This is a genomic window from Bittarella massiliensis (ex Durand et al. 2017) (genome assembly GCF_001486165.1).
Lineage (GTDB): Bacteria > Bacillota > Clostridia > Oscillospirales > Ruminococcaceae > Bittarella > Bittarella massiliensis.
The window spans coordinates 351,883-372,626 of sequence record NZ_LN908975.1 but is presented as its reverse complement, the minus strand read 5'-3'; the positions used below and the strand labels follow the sequence as shown (position 1 = coordinate 372,626).

The window sequence follows — 20,744 nt, the reverse complement described above, 5'->3', positions numbered from 1 at the left end:
GGAGGATATCGCCGTGGAAGAAAACGCCAAGTACAGACAGTTTCAAGAGGCCGTTCTGCGGGTGGTCAGCGACCCCCACCTGACCCATGAGCAGGCCATGATGCAGCTCTCCCGCCTGGCCGAGAGCTACACCGAGGGCTTTCCCATGCCGGAGGGCTTTTTGGAGCTGCAGGACGAACTGAACGAGATGAGCGCCATGGGGGAGGGCTTTGTCCCCTACGTCCCCCGCTACATCCTCCCCGACTACGACAAGCTGATGAGAGAGGGCTGTCAGTTCCTCCGCCTCGATCCCCCTACCAACCTGCGGGAGGCCATCAACACCCTGGAGATCTTCTATCACCACGTTCCCTCCACCACCCACTTCCCCGTCTTCATCGGCAAGCTGGACCGCCTGCTGGACCCCTTCATCGAGGATGAGGCGGAGGCCAAGGTCCTGATCAAGGACTTCATGCGCTTTATCGACCGCACCATCTCCGACTCCTTCTGCCACGGCGACCTGGGCCCCGAGGCCACCACCGCCGGCCGGCTCATTCTGGAGGCGGAGCGGGAGCTGCAGGACTCCACCCCCAACATCACCCTCCTCTACGACCCCGACAAAACGCCGGACGACTTTGCCTGCCTCTGTGTGCAGGCGGCGCTGGACTGCGCCAAGCCCTCCTTTGCCAACCACAGGATGTTCTCCGCCGACCTGGGCGAAAACGAGTACGGCATCGCCAGCTGCTACAACGGGCTGCTGCTGGGCGGCGGCTCCTACACCCTGGCCCGGCTGCTGCTCAACAACATCGCCTTCCACTCCGAGGGCAAGGAGGACTTCTTCCAGAACCGCCTGCCCCGGGCCATCGATGTGCAGTGCGCCATCATGGACGCCAAAATCGACTTTTTGGTCAATAAATCCGCCTTCTTCCGCTCCAACTTCCTGGTCACCGAGGGGTTTGTCCACCCCGACCGCTTTACCGGAATGTTCGGGATGGTGGGGATGTGCGAGTGCGTCAACGACCTGCTGAAAAAAGAGGGCGTGGCCGGGCGCTACGGCCACGACGAGGTGGCCAACGCCCTGGGCGATGAGATCATGGCCTTCATCGACCAGCGGGTCAAGGCCCACCACAACCCCTACTGCCCCCAGACCGGCGGCCGCTTCCTCCTGCACGCCCAGGTGGGGGTGGACAGCGACAGCCAGTGCTCCCCCGGCGTGCGCATCGCCATCGGCGACGAGCCCGAACTCTACGACCACCTGCGCCACTGCGGCCGCTACGAGAAGTACTTTGTCTCCGGCGCCGGCGACATCTTCCCCTTTGAGTCTACCGCGGCCCGCAACCCCGAGAGCGTGCTGGACGTCATCAAGGGCGGCTTTGCCGCGGGGATGCGCTACTTCTCCACCTACTCCAGCGACAGCGACGTCATCCGCATCACTGGCTACCTGGTCAAGCGGAGCGACATGGAAAAATACGACAGCGGCAAGGCCGTCCAGCACGACACGGTGGCCCTGGGCGCCAATTCCATGCGGCTGCGCCACTTTGACGACCGAAAGCTGAGGAGCTTATGCTGAGAGCGCCCGTCAACAAAATCATCCCCCAGAGCAGCGTGGACGGCCCCGGCAACCGGACGGCCATCTTCTTTCAGGGGTGCAATTTCAGCTGTCACTACTGCCACAACCCGGAGACCATCCACCTCTGCCAAAACTGCGGGACCTGCGTGGCGGACTGCCCGGTGGGCGCCCTGCGAAGGGATGAAGCGGGGACCGTCTGCTGGGACCCCGCCCGGTGCGTCGGCTGTGACACCTGCATCAAAGTCTGCCCCCACCTCTCCTCCCCCAAGGTGCGGCTGCTCGCGGTGGAGGAGGTGCTGGCCGAAGTCGAGAAGGGGATGCCCTTTATTCGGGGGATCACCGTCTCCGGCGGGGAGTGCACCCTCTATCGCGACTTCGTCGTCTCCCTCTTCGAGCGGGTCCATCCCTTGGGGCTGACCGCCCTTCTGGACTCCAACGGGAGCCGGGACTTCTCCGCCGATGCCGAACTGCTGGACACCTGTGACGGGGTGATGCTGGACATCAAGTGCTTTGACAGCGCCATTCACCAAAAGCTCACCGGCCAACCCAGCGAGCGGGTGCGGGAAAACGCCGTTTTTCTGGCAAAAAAGGGGAAACTCACCGAGATCCGCACGGTGGTCATCCCCGATTATCTCCCCAATGAGGAGACGGTACGGGGCTACTGTGAATTGCTGGCCCCCTATCTCTCCGCAGGGCCCATCCGCTACAAGCTGATCCGCTTTCGCCCCTTCGGGGTGCGGGAGCCATATAACCGGCTGGAAACCCCGTCGGAAGAGTATATGGAGCAGTTGGCGGAGATTGCAAGAGGATATGGGTTTGCGGATGTCATCAGTGTTTGATTATAAAAAGGGGGCCGCAAAGGGGCCCTCTTTTCTTGCGCCGCTCTCCTCTGCTGTGTTACAATTGCCTTACACCTGCACCATTTGAAAGGAAGTGCTCACCGTGTTTCAAACTGCTGTTATCCCTTCTTTTGGTCCCTTCAGCTCCGCTCAAATGGAGCGGCTGAAGACAGCCCATCCCCGCCAGGAGGTCCACTTCTTTGATCACCTGCCCACCCCGGCCGAACTCGCCGGGTTTGACTGCATCATCGGCAATCCTCCAGTTTCGCTCATAAAAGAGCTCCCCGACCTCAAGCTGCTGCAGCTCTGTTCGGCCGGCGTAGACGTCTACGTCAACGACCCCGACTACCCCCGTCAGGTCATTCTGGCCAATGCCAGCGGCGCCTACGGCGAGATCATCGCCGAGTTCACCATTGGCATGCACCTCTACCTGCTCAAGCAGCTCGGCCAGTATCGAGACGCCATGGCGGAGGGCAGATGGGAGATGCTCGGCCAGGTGAGCCAGCTGGCCGGAAGCACAGTGGTCTGCCTGGGCACCGGCGATTTGGGAGCTAGCTACGCCAAAAAAGCCCAGTTGCTGGGTGCCCATACCATTGGTGTCAAGCGCACTCCCGCCGCCAATCTGCCCGGTTTTGACCGGGTGGCGACGATGGACCAGTTGGAAGAGATCCTGCCCCAGGCCGATGCTCTGGTCCTCTCCCTTCCCGACACCCCCGAAACCCGCCAGATTCTCAATGCCCACACCCTCTCCTGCTGCAAGGATGGCGTCTTGGTCATCAACATCGGGCGGGGGACCGCTGTCGACACCGAGGCCCTCTGCCAGGCGCTGGACGCCGAAAAAGTCGGCGCTGCCGGGCTGGATGTCACCGACCCGGAACCCCTTCCCAGAGAACACCGCCTTTGGAAATATCCCAATGTGCTGATCACCCCCCATGTCACCGGAGGCTCCTGCAACGCCGTCAGCAGGGAGCGTATTGTAGAGATTGCCAACCACAACATCTCCTCCTTTATCGAGACTGGGGTTGTCCCTCGCGCAATCGATATCGAGCGAAAATACTAGCGCTGTTTTCCCCGTGGGAAGAGATGAAAAAAGTAGACCATAAAGGCAATTTTGTGCAGGCTCTTGCCTTTTGTAGAGTGATTTGTTATAATAATTGGGCTGTAACAGGTAGTCACAGCCCAATTGAATAGGGAGCGGTATCGAAGTGGTCATAACGGGACTGACTCGAAATCAGTTGAGCCGCAAGGCTCCGTGGGTTCGAATCCCACCCGCTCCGCCAAGAAGAAAGACGAGGTGTTTATACCTCGTCTTTTTGTCTTTCAAAAATGCAAAACAAACAACTTTGGCTAAAGAGACACTACAAATACAAACTAATTGTCTAGACCTACTTCAAGAATATCTGCAATCCTTTTAGACGCTAACCCATCACCATATGGATTAGTAGCATGGCTCATTCTTTGATACTCTATAGAATCAGTTAAAAGCAACTTACATTCTTGATAAATTTTATCTTCCTCTGTACCCACAAGCTTCAACGTTCCCGCTTCAATTCCTTCTGGCCGTTCCGTTGTATCTCGCATTACCAAAACTGGCTTTCCAAGGGAAGGCGCTTCTTCCTGTATACCGCCACTATCCGTCAAGATTAAAAAACTATTTGCCAGGAAATTATGAAAATCCAAAACATCTAAAGGCTCAATAATTCGAATTCGATCACAGTTTCCTAGCTCTCGTTGTGCAGCCTCCCGAACCACTGGATTCATATGGATAGGGTAAATTGCTTTAACATCGGAAATCTCTTCAACAATACGGCGAATTGCACGGAACATATGAACCATAGGCTCCCCTATATTTTCACGGCGGTGAGCGGTAATCATAATAAGACGCGAATCATTAGCCCAATCTAACTGCGGATGTTTATATCCCGAAATTACAGTTGTTTTTAAGGCATCAATTGCTGTATTCCCTGTGACGTAAATCGTCTTTGATTCTTTTCCTTCTCGAATAAGATTATTTTTAGCCTTTATTGTCGGAGCAAAATGAAACTGTGCCAAAAGGCCAACTGCCTGACGGTTAAATTCTTCTGGAAAGGGAGAGTAAATCTGATAAGTACGCAAACCAGCCTCTACATGTCCTACAGGAATATGCAAATAATAGCATGCTAGAGCCGTTACAAATGTAGTAGAGGTATCCCCATGTACCAAAACTACATTTGGGCGCACTTCCTCCAAAACTGCCCTCAAACGTGTTAAAATATTAACTGTAATATCGAATAACGTCTGTTTTTCTTTCATAATGGACAGATCATAATCTGGTTCTACATGAAAAGTGCTAAGAACTTGATCAAGCATTTGTCGATGTTGACCGGTTACACAAACAACTGTTCTTGCAAATTTTCTGGTCTTTAGTTCATTCACAAGTGGACACATCTTAATGGCTTCTGGACGAGTGCCAAAAACCAGCATTATCGTTTTATCCATTATCTTGTCTTCCTCATAATTCGTTTTACGATGTCAAGGACATGTATTTTTCGCAAAAACACTGCAAAGTTCTTTTTTGCCTTTATCTTCCATGAATCCTGTCCATACATCTTCATTGCTGCTAAAAAGCCTTGCTCATAGTACACATTCCAAAATTGTTCTCTTTGCGGATTAATAGCAGTAGGCTGTTGAAGATTCGGTTGTAAGCACTCTTGTATATTACTCTGATAGATATCATTGTCTTCCTTTATATAGTTAAATACACTGGCTCCTTTTTCACTATTGACCAGCAAGAGCGACACCCCTAAAGAATCAGCAAAACCGCTATTTGCCTTTTCTATCCCCCAGAAATCTGCGATTGTGATATCTGAAGGCCTGCTAAAATTAGTAAAAGGGCATTCATGACAGCATGGACGCAAAATATAATGATCAAAGAAGAGGCGGTAAAACGGATCACTATCTGACTGCTTTTTATAGACTTTTTCTGTTGTCCTAATTTGCATTACAAGAGGAGTCCATCCACCGTGGCTATTTTTTTCTCGAAAACAAACAGATTGTATCATTCCACCCAGCTGTGCTCTTTGATATTCAATGTACTCTTTCCAAATTAAAGGGCTAGGTACACCATGACATATTATATCGCAACATAAAAGAGTTTTATTGGAAATTTTCTTTTGTTCAATATATTTAGAAAGTCCAGCTACTTGACAAGCCGTTCCTGTAAATAAAACATATTTTTCTTCTTCTAAATCAGCTTGAACTTGTAAGAATATATCATCGAGTCGACTTTGTACATATTTTGACTTACGGATCCTTTCGAGGGCCTGGCAAGTTGTAATTCGGATGTGTACTGCTTCATACTTATCATTAAAAGCACAGCCGTAGACGACTCCCTTTTTCTCCAATACCATATTGGCAATAGCCGTAAAAGCGCCTCCAGAAGAGCTTAATATACGCACTTCATTCGATTTGTGTTTAAAACCGTATACTCCAAGTGGAATTTTCTCTTTGTTGTCTTTATGCTGCCCAAATGGACATACTTGATTGCATAGCCCACATTCCACACATATCTGATTGTCCACATGAGGGTACAAAAAACCTTCATTGTCTGGAGACATCTTAATCGCATGTGTTGGACAAACTTTTTCACAGGCTGTACACCCACAACACTTTCTCCGCTCGTCTGTTTCCAAATACATACATTTCATCGCTAAACTTTTCCCCCCTTGCATTTAAGGAATCGATATCCTCCCTTTACTGCCGATACTATTTCTTCCCAGTACAGAAGCACTATCGCAGCAAAAATAACAATCATTAGCAGATAATAATAAGGACATTCAAAAGTAAGTACACAACTCTGCACAATAAGAAGGCCGTAGCTTAATAAATACTTAGGATGTCCCAATTGTACACTTTCAAAGCCACTGGAAATGGTAAATGTTCGCACTGCCCAAATAACTATAAAACTTATAAGAGAAGCTAATCCAGCCCCAACTCCTTGTAAAAAAGGAATTAAAAGAACACTTAAAAGCAAGTTAATTGCTGCTCCCATAACAGTTGTATGAAAAATAGTACGAGTATTTTTGCATGCAGTATAAAGCGATCCAATAAAACCACTAAATGCCGAGAATGTCGCAGATACCATTAGAAAGGGGGCAATCCGCCAACCCTCATAGAACTCTGCTGAAAATAAAATCTTTGCAATAACTTGAATTCCTAAAATAATCGCAGAACAACCTAAAACAATGACAGCATTATAGTAACGGTATACTCGTCTGTAAAAGCTATTCCTATCTTCCGCATTAAACTCACTAACTGCAGATAATTGCCATGCACGAATAAAAACATCTGACAGTGAAGTGATGATGGTTGGTAGTCTATTGGCTACAGCATATATTCCATTGGCAGAAGCTCCTACCAAAAAGGTCAACAAATACCGAGATGACGACAAATTTATCCACCACGCGATACTGTTCGGAATTAGTGGAACTGAATATTTAAGCATCTCTTTCTGCGTTTCTTTGGGTAACTTTTTATTTAAATAAATATATTTCTTGATCCCGACAGCTACACAAACGTAGATAATACATACAGTATTTGAAAGGATGGTTGAAAGCAAGTACCCTGCTAACCCCCATTTCAATCCGACTAGAAATAATATATTAAAACCAATCGTAGTCGCTGTTGCCAAAAAACCAGAAATAGCGAAGACCTTTGTCTCTCCAATACCACGAGAAAATTGATTGAGCATATTGGTAAACACTACTGTTATATAAGTGAAAAGAAACATGCTAACAAGTAACGGAGGAATTCCTATTACCAATAATATTGGGGTAGCAATTACCAGTAAAGCGGTCCCCGCCAAAACAATGCGCAGCCCTATAGTAAAAATAGCTTTTTTGTCTGAATCCTTATCTAAACAGAAACGAAGAACCCCATCACAAATTCCCATAGTAAGAACTGGGAATATAAGACTTACAGTCGTTGTTATCATATCTGCAGTTCCATAATCACTGGCAGTCAGTATGTTCGTGTAAAATGGTAGCATAAAAATGGACAACAACTTCGAGGCAAAAGTACTAACAGTAAACAGCGCCGTGTCAGTTGCCAGTTTTTTATATCGGTTGATGATATCCACCTTCTCTTAGTATATTTAAAAACCACAGTAAACTAGGCAAAGATATCTTTCAAATCAGCAATCACTTTAGCGGAATACTTTTTACTATATTGCTCCATCTTTTGATGTATCTCATTTTTGTGTTTTTCAAGATCATCAAATTGTTGAAAAAACCAAGTGGATGTAAAATCACAATCTGCAATTGCGTATTTATCCAGTTCGTATAAAGCCATAAAATCCGCCGTTTTGGGATGATAGCAAATTGCAATAAGCGGTGTAGCAGTTGCCAATGAGATAATAACTGAATGTGTTTTGTGCCCGACAAACATCTCACAATCACTTACAGCTAATATGTGCTTCTTAGTAGATATATTGGTATTAAAAACATCAATTCTGTCTGAATGTACGGCTTTATTTCGAATCTGGTTGATCAACTGCAGTTCTTGGTCCTCTGTTTCCATCGGAAAAAATCGCACACTATAGCCTTTCTGAATAATATAATTGCATACTTCTGCCATAGTGTCTAAATACGCTTGAAGTTGGCGGTCATCTTTCAGGTTGGCATAAAAAATAGAGATCCCAACAATACCGCTATCTCTTCTTTTAGAGTGAAGTGGATACATTTCATGAACTCCAAAGACCGAGTCATAAGTTTTCTTTAAATTCTGCCCTTGATATCCAAGCTGTTGTAAAATTACACTAGAATTCTCATCCCGAATAAAAACCGAATCTGCCCCTTCTAAAAGTTTAAGGACATACTGCTTATTGCGCTCTTCATGAAACTCAAGCGGCCCAATAGTCTGTGCCCAAAGAGAGTACGGTTTTTTAGAAAGCCACATAAGCCCTAATTCATATGTAATTGAATGGAGACTATCGTATTCTCTTAACGAAGTGATATGATGCCCCCCCGTTAATAATACAAAATCGCAATCTTGTATAGCAGAAAAAAACTTTGAACAGCAAAAGCTTTTTGAGAGTCTACGCTCACCACAATTGACTCTTTTAATCAGTTGGGGAAACATGACGCGAAAGTAATACCACTGTTTTATCTTTCGTCTTAACTTACTGAAAAAGTCATTTCCTTCAACGAAGGCATCACAACCAAATGGAATATATTCAACATTATCCAAAGGTTCCATATATTTTTTAAGATATTCAGGCAAAGTCGCCGAAACATATACTTTTTCAATTTGAGGAATTGATTTTAATTGTTGAACTAAAAAGCTGGATATCGCTCTGTCTCCCTTATTCGTAGCCCAGTTGCCTACAATTAGTATCTTCACGGAGTATCCTTTCCTTTTCTAATCATTTCTACAACAGCAGTCAATAATTTCTTTCGCTATATTTGCAGGGCTAAAATCCTCAACAACTCGATTGATTATCCTTGTATCATCTTGCTTATGATCAATCATTTTGGTGATTGCTTCCTGAATAGCCTCTTCTGTATTTTCGCAAAAGACATATCTATCAAAAACTCTAAAATATTTTTTTAAGGCTTCTTTTTCTGCTTCCGTACCATCAAGGATAAACAATATTGGTTTCGAAGTTGCAGAATATTGATATATCTTTCCTGGAATTTGCCCTCCCTTTAAGTTACAGAGAAACACCAATATATCTGTCTCTTTTTCTGCCAAACTTAACGTCTGCAAACTTACTCTTGGAGACACATGTATTTTTTCAGTTGACTGAAAAAGGCCAGCTGGATTTCCAAAAATATTAGCTTGCAAATTCAAATCTCTTACTGCTCTATAAAATGGTTCCAAATTTCTTATTTTCGGGTCATAGTCCCCATAGTAACCCAAAAGCGGATTGCGTTTTATCCCTATTCCCTCTCTCTTTTCTCCCTCTTCCTTATAATAATACGGGAGAGGAACCCAATCCATTTTACCTGCACTTTCCGGGTATAGCTTTTTTTGATACTCTAAAGTTAGCGGACTAACATATAACACCTTATCTGCACAAGCTACTATTTTTCGCTCCGCCACTCTTTTTTTAGAAAGCTTTTTATCCACATACAGCTCCGATGCCCAAGGATCTTCCCATATTTGGCACCAATATTTTGTTTTTATTCTACCTGCGTGAATAAGTTGCCTTATCAAAAGATGACTTGCAGGTGGGGTAGCAAGAGAGATAACTAAATCATATACTTCATTAGAAGAAAATCGCCTTGCATTTCTTACCCATCCTTTTTCTAATCCATATACACCATATAAAGACACGACTTTATCTTTTAATACTTTAATCAGCCTTGACTTCATACTCGGTTTGGCAATATCAACCGACTTATTCGTTGGGGAATCGCTCACTCGATGCTTTGAAGATAAGCTTGCTAAGTGCGAATAAACTGCCCCATTATAATAATACCAATTTCTTGCATGAGGGAGTGAAATTGATTTATCAATTTGACAATCTCGATCAGATAGCGATATTACATCAACTGTATGCCCATTTTCAATACAGCCTCTAATATACGCCGAATGGCATAAATTTGCAGAACTATTCTGTCTAAGACATCCTCCAACTGAAAATAGAATTTTCATTGTGCCTCTCCAAAATTAAAAAGAAAAAATAGACTTATACGGTAATATTCCATAGTAATTATTGCTCCAAACATAAAAACTATACGCTACTGCAAATAGCGCTATACTTACTGCCATAACTCTTTGTAAAAATTGATCACTCACCTTGCTGACCAACTTAATGTAGATCATATTTGCCTTTTTATCTGGAAACATCTTATAAATTATATCTTTTAAAAACGCCTGATCAAAACACTCAATCAGCAACGGAAAACTAAAAGCAATATAAATATTTAAAAAATATGGAAATCGATCCATAACATTGATTTTGGTCTGATACAGTGTTATCAGCAATGACAAAAACGACAAATGCAAGTACACTGAATTTTTTTTATCAATCAAAACCATTCTCTTATGGAAAAGAAGCATAACCAGGAAGATGAATATAGCAATAATCGTTGATTTCCAGGACATCCCCTTTACATACATTTGTAAGCTTTCGCCGTATCCATAATGTGCATATTTCGGTATAATTTTTGTAAATAAAACAAAAATTTGTTTGGCAAAGAGAAGCGGCGTTAGGAAAACGACAGATAATATAACTATAGATTTCTTATTATACTTAACACGATGGAACAGGTATGCAAGGAACATAATTGCTGCCGTATAATGAAACATCATTGCTATAAATATTACAATAATATATTTCCAAAATTCTTTGTCTTTTAAGTAATTAAAACCTATTAAGGTTATTGCAATAGCGATAGATTGACGAATACCACTTAGTGAAAAATAAAACAAGAAAGATGTGACCAGCAAAAATGACAGCGCTGGATATTTACTGTATTTGTAAATAGCTCCTCCGATTAGTGACCAAATGACCAATGACGTTAAGACCACTACCCATTGGAAATTTTGTGTAAACATACACAGAACAGCATTTAAAAGCGCATATCCTTTTTCAATATTATACTGCAAAAAATCTTTGATTTGTAAAGAAGAAATCTCCAAAAAAATATTGCGATAACTTCCATAGTCCAGCCCCATTCCTACTCGAACGGCAGAAATTAAAAAAAGTTGACTGCTAAACAATATACATAAAAACTTTCTTTTTTTCTCGTAGTTTAAAGAGCACAAATGACCTGAGCAGTAGGAATTCGTCGGACACAGCCCACCAAATAATGCACCAAAGCATACCATCGAAAGGATATTTAAGCTATAAATAATCATCTGTCTATTGGCTCTCCTTTCCGAAGGTAAAAACGCTCTAGCTTTTTTGCCTCTACTTTAATATCATACCCTTTATCAGCTAATATTCTAGTTACGCTTATTCTGTCCTTTTGAAAAGCAGACAGCACCTGCTCTACCCAATTGTCTATAGAATCCGTCAAAGATAAGAAACTGCTCGTCTCTGTAACATCAATATTTCGATCAACATTAGTAGAAAAAATGCAGGGCAACCCGGCCGCCTGTGCTTCAATACCAACAAAAGGTATCCCTTCAAAACGAGAGGGAAGAACAAACACATCTATTGCTTGTAAAAGTCTGTGTACATCATCCCTCACTCCCAGAAAAAGAACCTTTTCTTTTAGTCCATACTCATCCACTTTTTTTTGTATGGCCTCATAGTTTTCCCCTGTTCCAATTAACAACAGCAAAGAATCAGTGTCAACCTTATTGACCTCGGAAAAAAGCCGTATTAAAAAATCATGATTCTTTGCATAATCAAAACGCCCTATATGCCCAATAACATGCTTACCCTCAATGTGAAGAGCTTGTCTCATTTCTCTACGAGTTTCAAAATTGAACGAGAATCTTTGTATGTCTATTGCATTTTTCATTAAATAGTAAGCTTTACTATCAATAATCTTAGTGTCAAACATTTGTTTTGCAGCATCATCTGAGCACGCAAAGTAGTTGGTCGCCATTTTACATATATGAGGGATTGCATAATGATGATAAAACCAACGTAACTTTGTACGATATCGGATATCAATGCCATGACTATGGACAATCCTAATCGGCACTTTATGTTTATATGCAGAGTTAAGCGGTTTAAAATAGGTTATCCCCTGATGAATATGGACAATAGAATATTCAAGATGTCTAGAAAAAAAGCGATCAATTTCCCAATAGTTCTTAATGGGGTTGGTTCTGCGCGGTGTTAAACGATAAATTGTTGATCCAAGAGACTCAACCTCTTCATCATAATGAGATGGTCCAGAAAACACCAAAAAGTCTATCTGCACTGATGTATGATCAATCTGGCGAAGATAGTTCATAATCAAAGTTTCCATTCCACCTGCATGGAGCCCTTCTAAAACTTGAAGAACATATACTTTCTCTTTCATTTTTACCTCTTTAACATCTTTGCTAATACACCCATTATCCATAAAGTAAAGGCCGAAACTCCAATTTTTGATGAGAGATTCTTGTACGTCAATCCTTTTTTTCTTCCCCTTAAGGCATACATACCAATGGTCTTTAGTTTTTCTTTTAAACATGTTTGAGGATAATATACTAGTTCTCTAGCATATTCTGTATATCCATTAAAATTGCGAATCAATAATTCATCTATATGATGAGTTAATCCATCTTCTAGATAGTCGCATAAGTAAATTGCCTCATTAACCCATCTCATTTTAAGACCCTGCGCCGCTATTCTATTCCACACTAATGCTTCTGTTACAAAATTTTCTCCTCTATAAACAGGAAACGGGAACTCTTTTAAAACTTTAGTATAGTATATCTCCGCCTTATCTCCATATACTCCGTTCTTCATTCGCTCAAGAGAAGTAAAGTCTCTTTGCATCCCTTCAAAAGTAGTTCCAATGATTTTTAAGCCATCTAGAGAAGCTCTTAAAAACGCTAAACCCGCAAATGAGTCCTGTTCAGAAATTGTACTAGAATACTTATATATCTTTTCAATTGCATCTGCGGTTAGAACATCATCTGAATCAACAATAAAGAATAGATCTCCTTTTGCAAGAGAAACTCCACGATTAATTGCAGTGTGCTTTCCGCCGTTCTCTTGTCGGACATGGCGATAAGAAAAATTGTGTTCATCAGATTCTATTCTCTCTAAGACTTCCTCAGTGTTATCAGTCGAACCATCATCAACTACAATCCACTCAAAATCGTTTATCGTTTGACATTTCAATGAATGATACAGCTTTTCAACGATATATGCGCGATTATACACTGGTGTGAAAATAGTCACAAGTGGAATACCCAACTTCTCCCACTCCCCTCTATTTACTTGCCAATTTATTTAAATAGTATGTCTGCAGCCATTGTGCATTTCTCTTAATTTCAAAACCCGAAGATACAATTTCTTTTGACATATCTTTGCGATCTTTGCGTTCTACATACATGTTTTCTACTGCCTCAGCCCACCGAGCTGCCCCATCTTTTAACGGAAGATAATGTATCAACTCCGTTACTCTCGTTTCCTCGGAGACGACTCCTTGACTTGTTAAACAGGAAAGCCCCGCAGCTTGCGCTTCAATCAGAACAATTCCCAACCCCTCAAATAGAGACGGCAAAACAAAAACATCCATTGCCTGCATTAACTCATTTACATTATTTTGAGACTTCATAAAAAGGAGCTTTCCTTCAATGTGAAGTTCCTTGGCTCTCTTTTCTACTTTTTCCTGCAGTTGTCCTTCACCAATTAAGATCAAAATGCTATTAGGCCTTCTTTTCAAAAGCTGGGAAAAAACCTCCAAAAGAAACATATGGTTTTTTTGAGCAGAAAAACGCCCTACATGTCCTACAACAAACTCATCTGTAAGCTTTAGTTGTTCTCTAACAGTGTTTCTCGTAGAAGAGTTAAATACAAATTTACTCGTATCTATCGCATTCTTCAAAACAACACCTTGTTCCCCATATTTCCCAAACATAAATTGCAACGCTTCTGGTGAACAACCCATATAATCAGTAGCATATCTATGAATAGATTTCTTTAAAATCATCCGCATAGGAAATTTTAAATCAACAGCAAAATTATTGTTGTGTCCATGTGCTATTCTAACAGGAACACCTACAGACTGAGCAGCCCGAAGCGGTAAAGAAGAAAGTGCATCCAGATGGGAATGCACAATTTTATAGTAAGGATGCTGTTTAAAAAATGCAACCGCTAAATCTTGATAGGAAGACAACGTCGTTAAAGTAATTGGAGGAAGTTGATAAATTTTCCCTCCCAAAGCCCGAATTTCATCATCATAGGCACCAGCTTCTTTGCGGTGAACTAAAAAATCGAATTGGACTTTTGATCGATCTATCGTCCTATAATAGTTCATTAGCATAGTTTCAAGACCAGCCCGATTCATTATTGTCACGACCTGCAGAACCCTAATTGGCCCAGTTGAACTATAAAGCGGCATCTGACTCACTCCCATTTTTCGTCCATTAAAAATCCAGGACAAATAATCTAAACACTATTTTTCTAATACTTGAGTGTAAATGTCTGCCATCGATTCGATCGCATCTGCGACTGAATATAATTGTGCATCTTCTCGGCAAGCTTTTCCTATATTTAATAGGCTATTTCTATTCTCATACAATTTCAAAACCGCCGCGCAAAACTGATCCACATTATCTGTATCATATAAATATCCGTTCCTCTGATCTGTTACCACATCGATTTGTCCTCTGATCCTTGCACAGATAACAGGCAATCCACTCGCCATCTCTTCTACAATATTGATAGGAAGGCCTTCTCGTAAACTTGCCGAAATACCCACATCGGCTATGTTGTACCATTTTTCTATATCTTTGCGGTATCCCACAAACTCCACAAAATTTTCAAGGCCTAAAGACATTACAAGGGCACGGCATTCTTGGAGATATTCACCACACCCAGCAAAGACTATTTTTAAAGAAGGTATCTTGCAAACCAACTTTTCTGCAGCCTGAATAATCAACTGTTGATTTTTATTTTTTGTAAACTCTGCAACACAAATCAGGATAAAATCATCGTTATTGTAGTTTCGCTCCCTCCGAAAAGTTCGTTTTGTTTGTTCATCAACAGGGGTAAACCGGCTGAGATCAACGCCTACACCGTTTATTTTCTTTACCAGCTTTGAGTGGAACTTTGACGAAGCCAGTTCATAATCTTCCTGATTAATAGTAACAATACAGTCTGTATATTTTGACAAAAATTTCTCTATTGGATAAAAAAGAAGCCAATTTATTTTAGGTGCCCCTCTAAAAAAATGAAAACCATGCGCTGTATAAACAATTTTTGTTCCTTTTTCTCTTTCTGTTCTCGCCGCTAAACGTGCTACTACACTCCCAACCGGTGTATGGCAATGAACTAGTAAATAGTTTTCTGCTTGAATAATCTTTCTCAAACTATAAATTGCCTTTAAATTCCGAATAGAAAATGGCGATCTTTCAAAAGGAATTGTAAAATGCTTGTCACAGTCAAGCACCCTTTCTTCTCCAGCCGATGCATAGTGAACCTCAAATCCTTGCTCATGAAACCACCTCATAAATGGTCTATTAAACTTAGAAAAATTGGCGGTATGTGACACAAACAAAACCTTTTTCAAAATTTTCCCTCCACTAGGGCATGCTTTATATTTTAATAATTATATGATACCTTTTATAAAAAAGCAATTAATTCATATCCAGCATATTTTAAAACAATATCAGAAAGGAAGTCTTTTTCTTGAACTCATCCCGTATCCGCAAGCTGGCCTTGGCCGGGCTGTTGGTGGCTGTCGCCGTCGTCTGTTCCCCCCTCTCCATCCCAGTGGGGGCCTCCAAGTGCTTTCCCGTACAGCACCTGGTCAACATCCTCGCCGGTGTCTTTCTCGGGCCCTGGTACGGGGTCGGCATGGCCTTTTGCACCAGCCTGGTGCGGGTGATGCTGGGCACCGGCAGCCTGCTCGCCTTCCCCGGCAGCATGTGCGGCGCCCTGCTCTGCGGGCTGCTCTACCAATTCGGCAAAAAGCTCCCCCTGGCCTATCTGGGCGAACTGGTCGGCACCGGTCTCTTGGGGGCGCTGGCCGCCTACCCGCTGGCCACCCTCGTCATGGCCAAGGAGACGGCCCTGTTCGCTTACGTCCTCCCCTTTGGCATCTCCAGCCTGGGCGGGACCGCCATTGCCGTTTTGCTCATGGGCGCCCTGCAGCGCGCGCAGGTGCTCACCCGGCTGCAAAAGGCTGTGGAAGGCTAAACGCCCCACAGATCCGCCCTTCACTCTTTCCCTGCGCCGACTGTAAAAGCGGAGGGCCGGATGGACTTTTCCACCCGGCCCTCCGCTTTTTGCCCCCAAAGAGGTTTGCTCTGCCGTCCCCAAAACACCCGCCCCTCCCCCCGCTCATAAACTGGTGGTGTGCGCCGAGCGCGCACCTCAAATCTACACCAAACGGGAGGGATCGATCGTGTTTGACCGCCCTTTACGCAAATGGGCTGTCGCCCTGCTCGCCGCGCTGCTCTGTCTGGGCTGCGCGCTGCCCGCCTTTGCCCTGGACCCGGCCCCCGGCCGGGAATACCGCGGCATTGACGTGAGCGAATGGCAAGGCGACATCGACTTTTCCGCCGTCCGCGCCTCCGGCGTCGAGATGGTCTATATCCGCGCCGGGGTGGGGGGCGACTACCAAGACCCCCTCTACCGGCAAAACTACCGCCGCGCCAAGGACGCCGGGCTGCTGGTGGGCCTCTACCACTATGTGACCGCCCGCACCCCCGACCAGGCCCGACAGGAGGCCCGCTACTTCGCCTCGCTGGCCGGGGGCACCCAGCCGGACTGCCTGCTGGCCATGGACTTTGAGGCCTTTGGCTCCCTGAGCCGGGAGGAGATCGGCGCCGTCGGTCTGGCCTTCCTGGAGGAGCTGGAAGCGGTCACCGGCAAGCCATGCGCCATCTATGCCGACGCCTCCAACGCCCGGGACGTCTTCGACAGCCGCTTTGCCTCCTACCCGCTGTGGGTCGCCGAGTACGGGGTCGACCAGCCCAATGCCGGGAACGTCTGGACCTACTGGGCCGGCTGGCAGTACGCCGACGACGGCCAGGTGCCCGGCATCTCCGGCCGGGTGGACCTAGACCGCTTCACCCAGGCCCTGCTGCGCAGCGACAGCGCCCCCCTGCCCACCGTCACCGCCCCCACACCGGTGTCCGACGGCGGCAGCTACACCGTGCGGCGGGGGGACACCCTCTGGGCCATTGCCCGCCGCTTCGGCACCACCGTGGGGAGACTGGTCTCCCTCAACGGCATTCAAAACCCCAACCTCATCTATCCCGGGCAGGTGCTGCGCCTGCCCGGCCACGCCGGCAGTGGCACCGTCGGCGCCTCCGGCGGGCCCATCACCTACACTGTGCGCCGGGGGGACACCCTCTGGGCCATCGCCCGTCGCTTCGGCACCACCGTCTCGGCCATTGCCAGCGAAAATGGCATCCAAAACCCCAGCCGCATCTACCCCGGGCAGGTGCTGCGGGTCGGGGCCGCCTCTTCCGGCGCGGCGGTCGACCGCTCCTCCGTGTCCGCCGCCACCTACACCGTGCGCCGGGGGGACACCCTCTGGGCCATCGCCCGTCGCTTTGACACCACCGTCTCGGCCATTGCCAGCGAAAACGGCATCCAAAACCCCAACCGCATCTACCCCGGGCAGGTGCTGCGGATCTCCGCGGGCCAGGCGAGCGCCACCAGCGGCGGGGCCATCACCTACACCGTACAGCGGGGGGACACCCTTTGGGCCATTGCCACCCGCCTTGGCACCACCGTCAACCGCCTCGCCGGGATCAACGAGCTGCAAAATCCCCGTCTCATCTACCCCGGACAGGTGCTCAAGCTCAACTGAGGCGCGGCAGAACAGGTGATAGGGGGGCGAAACGCCGCCCCCCTACATACCCCTTTTCTTTTTTAAAAGGAGGGAAAAATAGTCAGAGCCCTGAGCCGCCCTCACAAAAAAAGCGGTTCAAGGCTCCGGCCCTCAAATCGTCAGGCAACTAGTCGTTGTTGTTCTGACGCTGGTTCTGCTGATTCTGCTGCTGCTTTTTCTGCTGCTGATTCTGCTGGTTCTGCTGCTGTTTTTTCTGCTGCTGGCTCTGCTGGTTCTGCTGATTCTGCTCGTACATGAATTGACCCCCCTTTCCACTCAAAAGTACGCTGTTAGTATCCGCCCTTCGCCGCCTTTTTATGCAGCCTCCACCGCATAAAAGAGGGGGAAAAAGCCATGCTAATACTGCCAAAACAAGGAATCACTCGAAGGGCGGCGAGAGCGTGCTGATCATTGAAAATGGGCGGGTCTTCCCCATGTGCGAAGACCCCATTGAAAACGGCTGTGTCCTTATTGAGGAGGGCAAAATTTTGCGGGTGGACACCCACTGCACCGCCAAAGAGCGGGCGGAGGCCACCGTGCTGGACGCCGGCGGCGGCTGGGTCCTGCCGGGCATCATCGAGGCCCACTGCCACCTGGGCATCAGCGAGGAGAAGACCGGGCTGCAGGGGGACGACTGCAACGAGACCACCGACCCCATCACCCCCTACCTGCGGGCCGTCGACGCCATCAACCCCATGGATGCGGCCTTTCACAACGCCGTGCGGGCGGGCATCACCGGCGCCATGATCGGCCCGGGCAGCTCCAATGTGGTGGGGGGACAGTTCGCCTTTTTAAAGACCGACGGCCGCAGTGTGGACGAGATGGTGGTGCTGGCCCCGGCGGCCATGAAAGTCGCCTTCGGCGAGAACCCCAAAACCAACTACAGCGGCCAGAGCAAGATGCCCGCCACCCGCATGAGCATTGCCGGGATGCTGCGGGAAGAGCTCACCGCCGCCCAGGCCTACCTGGCCAAAAAGGAGGCCGCCCAAAAAAGCGGCGACGGGTTTGAGGAGGATTTTCGCAAGGAGTGCTGGCTGCCGGTGCTCCGCCGGGAGATCCCCCTCAAGGCCCACGCGCACCGGGCCGACGACATCCTCACCGCCATCCGCATCGCGCGGGAGTTCGGCCTCCGCCTCACCCTGGACCACTGCACCGAGGGCCACCTGATCGCCCGGCAGGTCAAAGAGTCGGGCTTCCCCGCCATCGTCGGGCCCTCCATCGCCTCGCGCAACAAGGTGGAGGTGCAGTACGCCGATTTCAAGACCGCGGGGCTCCTGGCCGACGAGGGGGTGACGGTGGCCATCACCACCGACCACCCGGTCTCCCTTCTCCAGTACCTGCCCATCTATGCGGGGATCGCCGCCCGGGAGGGGCTGGGCGTCATGCGGGCCCTGCGGGCCATCACCTGCGACGCCGCCGCCATCTGCGGGGTGGACGACCGGCTGGGCACCCTGGAGCCGGGGAAGGACGCCGACATCGCCGTCTTCTCCGGCAACCCCATGGAGGTGTTCACCGAGACCCTCTACACCCTCATCGGGGGCGAAGTGCTCTACGACCACCGGCAGGAGCGCCAGGACACGACACAAGGAGGACGAAAAAATGGATGAAAAAGCGTGTTTTCCCACCGCCATCTGCAGGGTGAGCGGCCGGCAGGTCTTTGACTCCCGGGCCAACCCCACCGTCGCCGCCCGGGTGCGGCTGCGCTGCGGCGCGACAGGGGAGGCGATGGTGCCCTCCGGCGCCTCCACCGGGGCCTTTGAGGCGCGGGAGCTGCGGGACGGCGGAGAGCCCTTTGACGGCAAAGGGGTGACCCGGGCCGTCTCCCATGTCAAGGGGGCGCTGGCCCAGGCCCTCACCGGCCTGGACGCCGACGACCAGTTGGCGGTGGACCGGGCCATGCTCGACGCCGACGGCACCGAGTCAAAGTCCCGCCTGGGGGCCAACGCCATTTTGGCCCTCTCCCTGGCCAGCGCCAAAGCCGCCGCTGCCGCGCGGGAGCTGCCCCTCTACCGCTGGCTGGGCGGGGCGGCCGCCTGCACCCTGCCGCTGCCGATGATGAACATCCTAAACGGCGGCGCCCACGCCGGCAACAACCTGGACGTACAGGAATTCATGATCGTGCCGGTGGGGGCAAAGCGGTTTTCCCAGGCCATGGAGATGGGCGTCGCGGTCTACCACAGCCTGGGCCGCCTACTGCGGGAGCGGGGCCTCTCCACCGCCGTGGGGGACGAGGGGGGCTTTGCCCCCGACCTGCCGGGGGACGAGGAGGCCCTCGCCCTGCTCTGCCAGGCCATCGAGGCCGCCGGCTACCGCCCGGGGCAGGACCTGTCCATCGCCCTGGACGCGGCGGCCAGCGAGTGGAGCCAGGGCGAGGGGTACCGGCTGCCCAAGCGGGGCCAGCCCTTCACCCCCGGAGAGCTGGCCGAGTACTGGTGCGGCCTCTGCGGGCGCTGGCCCATCGTCTCCCTGGAGGACCCGCTGGGGGAGAACGACTTCGCCGGTTTCGCCGCCCTCACCGCCCGCCTGGGCGGCCGGGTGCAGATCGTGGGGGACGACCTCTTTGTCACCAACCCCGCCCGACTGCGCCAGGGCATCGAGGTGGGGGCCGCCAACGCGGTGCTGGTCAAGCCCAACCAGATCGGCACCCTCAGCGAGACGGCGGAGACGGTGTCCCTGGCCCGCCAAAACGGCTACCGGGCCATCCTCTCCCACCGCAGCGGCGAGACCGAGGACACCTCGATCGCCGACCTCGCCGTGGGGCTCTCGGCCGAGCAGATCAAGACCGGCGCCCCCGCCCGCAGCGAGCGGGTCTGCAAGTACAACCGCCTGCTCGCCATTGAAGAGGAGCTGGGCCGCCGGGCGACCCTTGGCCGCCTGGGCCGGTAAGCGCCCCCTCTCTATACCGGCGGGGGGCCG

Annotated in this window: 18 protein-coding genes and 1 tRNA gene; 8 read left to right on the top strand and 11 right to left on the bottom strand. The window is 48.5% G+C overall.

Going from position 1 to position 20,744, the window contains the following annotated elements:
- Window positions 1–13: 13 nt before the first annotated feature.
- The 4 genes from BN3266_RS02125 (at window position 14) to BN3266_RS02110 (ending at window position 3,665) form a co-directional block, all read left to right on the top strand.
- The gene (locus tag BN3266_RS02125) at window positions 14–1,546 is read left to right on the top strand and encodes a YjjI family glycine radical enzyme (protein WP_154668934.1); all 1,533 of its coding nucleotides are present in this window, start codon (window positions 14–16) and stop codon (window positions 1,544–1,546) included.
- Entirely contained in the window at window positions 1,540–2,385 is an 846-nt protein-coding gene (locus BN3266_RS02120; protein WP_154668933.1) for a YjjW family glycine radical enzyme activase, read from the top strand. The genes BN3266_RS02125 and BN3266_RS02120 overlap by 7 nt, the downstream gene beginning before the upstream one ends.
- 154 nt (window positions 2,386–2,539) lie before the next feature.
- Window positions 2,540–3,445, top strand: a complete 906-nt coding sequence (locus tag BN3266_RS02115) for a D-2-hydroxyacid dehydrogenase (RefSeq protein WP_154668932.1) — start codon at window positions 2,540–2,542, stop codon at window positions 3,443–3,445.
- Between the two features lie 131 nt (window positions 3,446–3,576).
- Window positions 3,577–3,665: transfer RNA gene (locus BN3266_RS02110), tRNA-Ser, on the top strand.
- A gap of 91 nt (window positions 3,666–3,756) precedes the next feature.
- Here BN3266_RS02110 and wecB read toward each other — a convergent pair.
- From wecB to BN3266_RS13090, 10 genes are read right to left on the bottom strand one after another with little or no spacing between them, the layout of a single operon-like run.
- Window positions 3,757–4,863 carry a non-hydrolyzing UDP-N-acetylglucosamine 2-epimerase gene (wecB, locus tag BN3266_RS02105; RefSeq protein WP_059003405.1) on the bottom strand — a complete coding sequence of 369 codons (1,107 nt, stop codon included), beginning with the start codon at window positions 4,861–4,863 and terminating at the stop codon, window positions 3,757–3,759.
- Complete coding sequence (locus BN3266_RS13120; RefSeq protein ID WP_075109647.1) at window positions 4,863–6,071, bottom strand: Coenzyme F420 hydrogenase/dehydrogenase, beta subunit C-terminal domain; 1,209 nt, start codon at window positions 6,069–6,071, stop codon at window positions 4,863–4,865. Before BN3266_RS13120 ends, wecB begins: the two co-directional genes overlap by 1 nt.
- 2 nt (window positions 6,072–6,073) lie before the next feature.
- Complete coding sequence (locus BN3266_RS13115; RefSeq protein ID WP_075109646.1) at window positions 6,074–7,501, bottom strand: oligosaccharide flippase family protein; 1,428 nt, start codon at window positions 7,499–7,501, stop codon at window positions 6,074–6,076.
- A 32-nt stretch (window positions 7,502–7,533) separates the two neighbouring features.
- Window positions 7,534–8,763 carry a polysaccharide pyruvyl transferase family protein gene (locus BN3266_RS13110; protein WP_075109645.1) on the bottom strand — a complete coding sequence of 410 codons (1,230 nt, stop codon included), beginning with the start codon at window positions 8,761–8,763 and terminating at the stop codon, window positions 7,534–7,536.
- Between the two features lie 18 nt (window positions 8,764–8,781).
- The gene (locus BN3266_RS13690; RefSeq protein WP_154668931.1) at window positions 8,782–10,020 is read right to left on the bottom strand and encodes a glycosyltransferase family protein; all 1,239 of its coding nucleotides are present in this window, start codon (window positions 10,018–10,020) and stop codon (window positions 8,782–8,784) included.
- A gap of 15 nt (window positions 10,021–10,035) precedes the next feature.
- On the bottom strand, window positions 10,036–11,229 hold the full coding sequence (locus tag BN3266_RS02100; protein WP_075109644.1) for an EpsG family protein: 1,194 nt from the start codon (window positions 11,227–11,229) through the stop codon (window positions 10,036–10,038).
- Window positions 11,226–12,350, bottom strand: coding sequence for a glycosyltransferase family 1 protein (locus BN3266_RS13105; RefSeq protein WP_075109643.1), 1,125 nt, complete (start codon window positions 12,348–12,350; stop codon window positions 11,226–11,228). The genes BN3266_RS02100 and BN3266_RS13105 overlap by 4 nt, the downstream gene beginning before the upstream one ends.
- 2 nt (window positions 12,351–12,352) lie before the next feature.
- Window positions 12,353–13,234: a glycosyltransferase family 2 protein gene (locus tag BN3266_RS13100; RefSeq protein ID WP_195891592.1), complete on the bottom strand. Its 882-nt coding sequence runs from the start codon at window positions 13,232–13,234 to the stop codon at window positions 12,353–12,355.
- 16 nt (window positions 13,235–13,250) lie between these two features.
- The gene (locus tag BN3266_RS13095) at window positions 13,251–14,384 is read right to left on the bottom strand and encodes a glycosyltransferase family 1 protein (protein ID WP_195891591.1); all 1,134 of its coding nucleotides are present in this window, start codon (window positions 14,382–14,384) and stop codon (window positions 13,251–13,253) included.
- 54 nt (window positions 14,385–14,438) lie between these two features.
- Window positions 14,439–15,554, bottom strand: a complete 1,116-nt coding sequence (locus BN3266_RS13090) for a glycosyltransferase family 4 protein (protein WP_082671585.1) — start codon at window positions 15,552–15,554, stop codon at window positions 14,439–14,441.
- Window positions 15,555–15,673: 119 nt separating this feature from the next.
- Here BN3266_RS13090 and thiW point away from each other — a divergent pair, with 119 nt between their 5' ends.
- Together thiW and BN3266_RS02090 are read left to right on the top strand one after the other, a co-directional pair.
- Complete coding sequence (gene thiW, locus BN3266_RS02095; RefSeq protein WP_059003401.1) at window positions 15,674–16,183, top strand: energy coupling factor transporter S component ThiW; 510 nt, start codon at window positions 15,674–15,676, stop codon at window positions 16,181–16,183.
- Between the two features lie 208 nt (window positions 16,184–16,391).
- The gene (locus BN3266_RS02090; RefSeq protein WP_059003400.1) at window positions 16,392–17,807 is read left to right on the top strand and encodes a LysM peptidoglycan-binding domain-containing protein; all 1,416 of its coding nucleotides are present in this window, start codon (window positions 16,392–16,394) and stop codon (window positions 17,805–17,807) included.
- A 148-nt stretch (window positions 17,808–17,955) separates the two neighbouring features.
- On the opposite strand, the gene BN3266_RS14400 is transcribed toward BN3266_RS02090, so the two are convergent.
- Entirely contained in the window at window positions 17,956–18,084 is a 129-nt protein-coding gene (locus BN3266_RS14400; protein WP_021657876.1) for a hypothetical protein, read from the bottom strand.
- A 145-nt stretch (window positions 18,085–18,229) separates the two neighbouring features.
- Between BN3266_RS14400 and BN3266_RS02085 the strand changes: the two genes are divergently transcribed.
- Window positions 18,230–19,435, top strand: coding sequence for an amidohydrolase (locus tag BN3266_RS02085; protein WP_059003398.1), 1,206 nt, complete (start codon window positions 18,230–18,232; stop codon window positions 19,433–19,435).
- Window positions 19,428–20,714, top strand: a complete 1,287-nt coding sequence (gene eno, locus BN3266_RS02080) for a phosphopyruvate hydratase (protein ID WP_059003396.1) — start codon at window positions 19,428–19,430, stop codon at window positions 20,712–20,714. The genes BN3266_RS02085 and eno overlap by 8 nt, the downstream gene beginning before the upstream one ends.
- Window positions 20,715–20,744 lie beyond the last annotated feature (30 nt).

What these genes read in the sequence shown, in the direction of transcription:
- BN3266_RS02100 (WP_075109644.1), bottom strand. Translation starts at nt 11,229, where the DNA reads ATGATTATTTATAGCTTAAATATCCTTTCGATGGTATGCTTTGGTGCA.
- eno (WP_059003396.1), top strand. Translation starts at nt 19,428, where the DNA reads ATGGATGAAAAAGCGTGTTTTCCCACCGCCATCTGCAGGGTGAGCGGC.
- BN3266_RS02115 (WP_154668932.1), top strand. Translation starts at nt 2,540, where the DNA reads ATGGAGCGGCTGAAGACAGCCCATCCCCGCCAGGAGGTCCACTTCTTT.
- wecB (WP_059003405.1), bottom strand. Translation starts at nt 4,863, where the DNA reads ATGGATAAAACGATAATGCTGGTTTTTGGCACTCGTCCAGAAGCCATT.
- BN3266_RS13105 (WP_075109643.1), bottom strand. Translation starts at nt 12,350, where the DNA reads ATGAAAGAGAAAGTATATGTTCTTCAAGTTTTAGAAGGGCTCCATGCA.
- BN3266_RS13120 (WP_075109647.1), bottom strand. Translation starts at nt 6,071, where the DNA reads ATGAAATGTATGTATTTGGAAACAGACGAGCGGAGAAAGTGTTGTGGG.
- BN3266_RS02120 (WP_154668933.1), top strand. Translation starts at nt 1,540, where the DNA reads ATGCTGAGAGCGCCCGTCAACAAAATCATCCCCCAGAGCAGCGTGGAC.
- BN3266_RS13095 (WP_195891591.1), bottom strand. Translation starts at nt 14,384, where the DNA reads ATGCCGCTTTATAGTTCAACTGGGCCAATTAGGGTTCTGCAGGTCGTG.
- BN3266_RS13690 (WP_154668931.1), bottom strand. Translation starts at nt 10,020, where the DNA reads ATGAAAATTCTATTTTCAGTTGGAGGATGTCTTAGACAGAATAGTTCT.
- BN3266_RS14400 (WP_021657876.1), bottom strand. Translation starts at nt 18,084, where the DNA reads ATGTACGAGCAGAATCAGCAGAACCAGCAGAGCCAGCAGCAGAAAAAA.